This is a genomic window from Legionella sp., assembly GCF_047605385.1.
GTDB lineage: Bacteria > Pseudomonadota > Gammaproteobacteria > Legionellales > Legionellaceae > Legionella.
This window is the reverse complement of the sequence record NZ_JASGFU010000116.1, coordinates 1-4,631: the sequence shown is the minus strand read 5'-3', so window position 1 is coordinate 4,631 and position 4,631 is coordinate 1. Positions and strand designations below refer to the sequence as shown.

Here is a 4,631-nt window from a genome sequence, read left to right as displayed (position 1 = left end):
TGTGTATTTCGGTCGGAACGAACAGTGATTTCAGCCTAGAAGCGAACGTTAATTTCAGTTTTATCCGAACATTGATTTCGGATTTATTCGAACGGTTAACAGGTTTGATTATTTCTACTTTTTTTCTTTTTGTAAATCTTTTTGATACTTTCTCATGGATTCTCCCATTAATTCCAGCTTAATTGAGTTGTGTATCAAGCGATCTAAAATGGCGTCAGCCAGTGTTGCATCGTTTAGATACTCATGCCAGTGTGTAGTCGGTAGTTGACTAGTAATAATTGTGGATTTCTGTTGATAGCGATCATCTAAAATTTCCAGTATGTCTCGTCGTTGCTCAATATCAGGAGAGATAAGACCCCAATCATCGAGGATAAGCAAATCGATTTTGGCAAGCTGAGACAGCAAGTTGTTATATGTACCACTTGCACGAGCGATTTTCAGTTCTTCCCAAAGTCGAGGGAGACGATAATAACGACTGGTAAACCCTTCTAAGCAGGCGCGATGAGCAATCGCACAAGCAAGATAAGTTTTTCCACAGCCTGTAGGACCTGTGATTAATAAGTTTAAATGCTGAGTTATCCATTGATTCTGGGATAGTTCGATAATTTTAGCTTTAACTAATCCACGTGATTTTTCATAGTTGATATCTTCAATACAAGCAGGTTGTTGCAGTTTTGCTTGTTGTAGCCTTCTTGCAACACGACGATTTTCTCGAAGCAGCCATTCACGGTCCACTAAAAAACCGACACGTGATTCAAAATCTAAATCGATGAGTGGTTTTTCAATTTGGTCCTGTAGTGCATCGGCCATGCCATTTAAACGTAATAAACGTAGTTTTTGTAAAGTATGATTATTCAGCATAAAATTCTCCTGTTGTTATTGATAATAATGAGGGCCACGGATATTTTTGTGTGCACTCATTTGAGTTGACTCAGATTCTTGTACGGGAAGATCTTCAAGATGATTTTTTAAAATATCATGCACTTGTTGATAACGTTTAGCACCGATTTTAAGTGCTTTTTCGCAGGCTTTTTCGAGTCTTGCTTCACCAAATTTCTCACCAAGACGTAAAACGCCCAGACAGGCACGATACGCTTGCTGTGGGAAAGGCCTGGCACTTATCATGTAATCAATAAATGCTAACGTTTCAGGACCGGTTTTTTCTGCCCACCGTTTCATCCGTTCGGGCGTCCATTTTGCATAAGCTTTGTGGGAGGCAGACATATGCTCTTCAATAGTAGAATAACCGTATTGCCTATAGCTACGTACATGCACTGCAATGCGCCTCCCTTTATAAAAACATTCAATCAGTTTTGAGGTGGCACGTATTTCAACAGGCTGATGGATATATTGACAAGGAACACTGTAATGGTGATCATCAAAAGTCACGTGATAATCGATATGCACTTTTGCTTTTTTCCAGTAAGCATACGCATATTTTTCAGCAGGTAATGATTTAAGCGCAGGTTGATCAATTAACTCAAATAATTCACGCCGTGATGTTTGCATTTTCTGAAATAGCTGGCTATTAAAATCAGTTAAACGCTTCTGAATAGCTTGGTTAATTTCAGCAATGCTTGTAAACGTGCAATGTCGCAAGGATGCTAAAATTATTCGTTCAACACAACCTACCGCATTTTCAACTTTTCCTTTGTCTTTAGGCTCTCGTGCTCTGGCAGGCACAATAGCAACACGGTAATGTTCACCTAAAAGTTGATAATTCGCATTAATATCGGGATCATAACGATGTGCTTTACTGACGCCGGATTTTAAATTATCAGGGACCACTATTTCAGTGACACCGCCAAAAAAATCGAACATATTTACATGAGAGGAAATCCAATCAGGTAAACGTTGTGTTTTTGTTGCTTCCACAAAAGTATACTGGGAAGCGCCTAAACAACCGACAAAAACCTCTGCCTCCTGTAGTTCACCTGTACTGACGTCAATCCAAGGCATTTTCATCCCTGCGTAATCAACAAAACATTTTTCGCCAGCTTGGTGGATTTGTCGCATAACGGGGGTAATTGTTTTTTTATAATCACCATAATAATGACAAAATTGTGTGTAACCTACGCCTGTGGGGTGTGTATCACGGTACTCACGCCACAATAATCGCAAGGTAACACCTTTTTTGCGCAGTTCTTTATGTACGTGTTCCCATTCAGGTAGAGGGCGATTTTTGATTTGCACAGTGGGTAAAAAAAGCTTTTCATAGAGTGTTTCTTCAGATAGCCCTTCAGGAAAAGGCCATGAATAACCGGCGGTCTTTCCTCTGGCTAGATAATCGTTAACCGTGCTAATACTAATATTCAGGCTTCTAGCAATGTCGCGATAACTGCGCTTCAGTTCAAAACGCATTCTAAAAACTTCACTTATTTTACGCATAGATAATTTTCTCACTCTTCTTTACTCCTCTCAGCTAATGTGAAAGGAATAGGTTAACAAACAATTATTTAGTGCTAGTTAACCGTTCGGATAGACCGAAATGAGTGTTCGAATACGCCGAAATGAGCGTTCGAATGAAACCGGAATTAATGTTCGGGAAAAAATGAATTCAGTGTTCGGATCGGACCGAAATCAGTGTTCGAATGTAACCGAAATACACATCTTATGCTTGGAGTTACCCCTCATGATTATTAATAGTGATAATTTGATAAATGATGGTCAAAATGTGCCTAAAGTTCTGTCCACGTTTGCCTCCTTCGACGAGCTATCTAGGTGTGTTCAACTTAAAAGAGATTGTGCATTTTTAGCAACGAGTTGGTTTGCATGCTATTATCATAGGAATGAAAAAATCTCGAAAAACTTCATCGATCAATTTGAAGCTATCCTAAAACGAAGTAGTGCAAGTTTCATTACCGCGCATCAAAAAATTTTTCTGCATGTATTATCCTGGTTAGCTAATATTAATCTCCTTTGCGACTCCAAGTATCTTTTGAAAATTGAAGCGTCATTTCTAAATAGTTACCGGGGTTTTTCTCTTAAAAGTAGGGAGCAAGCATCCATCATTCAAGCGGGAAATGATTTTGCCAAACGGTTATTAACATTAATTTTTGATATTGAATTCAATGAGTTTCAACGTTATATAAAGGATCGTAAGCAGGTTCAGAATTTTCCAAGAGCGCAATTGTTAGAAGCAATGAATCAATATTTTCAAAAAAAACCGACGGCTAAAGAACTAGTATACTTAGCTAACCAACCCTTAGTGAGCATTTTTTTGATTACTGGTTCTGGTTTGTTTTTAGAAAGATTATTGCAGAGAAACTGTCTCCATGCAATTTTTTATCTTTTTGAATTTCACTCAACAGGCCCCCAAGCAGAGAATTTTTTGACTTTATTCAAACGACAAACCAAGATGCTCTCCGTTGAATTTTTGAATCAAAACGTAGAAAAATATCTTTATTTAATTAAAAATTATTTTAATGAATTGAAGCAGAAAAATATTACTAAAGCCGAGCCGTTTGTTGAGAACTTTGCCGACATAATATTTAACCGATGGTTAGTGTTACAAGTAGAATTAGAAAAAAAATCACTTCTTATAGGTAGCTATTGGCTTATGGATATCACTAGATTATTCGAACAATTATTTATTATGAAAATTGTAACTCTTCATACGTTACAAAATAAATCATTTGCTAATCAATATCCCGGTCACGTATCCTTATTACAGCAAAAATTACTGGGTCTAGACAAGCCTGACGAGTTACTTGCGTTAGGAAGAGCGGTCATAGATGGTACGTTTAATAATTTATCGATCAATGATTATGGTGTTTCGCCACAGCTTATTGAGTCTTTATTGCAATCAGAATACTTTGCAAGAAATGAATCAAGAGAGTATATGTCTGCATTGTTGCGTCCAGTCACTTCTTTTTGGCCACGGCTCAGCCAATACTTTTTTGGTAGTCAGAGCTATGATGAATTATACCAAAGATATATTATTTTGCCGGCGCGACCAGTGCGACCGCTGGGGCAGCTGCCGATTCAAAGAAATAAAGTTAATCCCAGACAGAAACTCGTTGACGATGTTGTTGAAGGGCCACAGCATGAGAGCGTTTTACCCAGTATTCAGTTGAATGGGGTACGCCAATCGATGTTAGTTTCTGCGCTATTACCAACACCTGGCAGGAAGCGCTCTTTATCGATAGAGAAGGCAGATCAGATAGTACAAGCTGAGGAGGAGTTAAAGCGAGACGAGGACATATTCAATAACTGGTTATTGAACCGTAGCCATTACAAATTAACCCCTAATGGATACAAACACTTGAAGGAGTTTAATCATCGATTAAAAAGCCGTATGACCTCATTGCTGGCTGCTATCAGTAGTATTCATAGTGGCAAGGTAGCTATCAGAACCCATGGATATATTGATCTTATTATGGAAAAACCAATTTCAATGATTCCGGTATTTGGGCACATTTTGGAAAATATGTGTAAAGTAACGTCGCCCTTGGACAGATTATTCATTTTTATCGCAGAAAAAAAGATTGAAAACTTTAAATACCTATTGAGTACATTTTTGGCTATGGATCAATTAAATAACCACTTTTCGGCATTATTGACAGCTTATCATTATGCAGAAATTAGCGACCCTAGCCATAACGACGCGTTTTTTGAATCTTTATATAACA

General features: G+C 37.9%; 3 protein-coding genes. 1 reads left to right on the top strand and 2 read right to left on the bottom strand.

Going from position 1 to position 4,631, the window contains the following annotated elements:
* Nucleotides 1-114 precede the first annotated feature (114 nt).
* On the bottom strand, nt 115-861 hold the full coding sequence (gene istB / locus QM652_RS14115) for an IS21-like element helper ATPase IstB (protein WP_415076887.1): 747 nt from the start codon (nt 859-861) through the stop codon (nt 115-117).
* A gap of 15 nt (nt 862-876) precedes the next feature.
* The gene (gene istA, locus QM652_RS14110; protein WP_415076889.1) at nt 877-2,388 is read right to left on the bottom strand and encodes an IS21 family transposase; all 1,512 of its coding nucleotides are present in this window, start codon (nt 2,386-2,388) and stop codon (nt 877-879) included.
* 244 nt (nt 2,389-2,632) lie between these two features.
* On the opposite strand from istA, the gene QM652_RS14105 reads away from it, so the two are divergent.
* Nucleotides 2,633-4,631 (top strand): hypothetical protein (locus QM652_RS14105; RefSeq protein WP_415076885.1); only part of this gene is annotated, 1,999 nt, incomplete at its 3' end.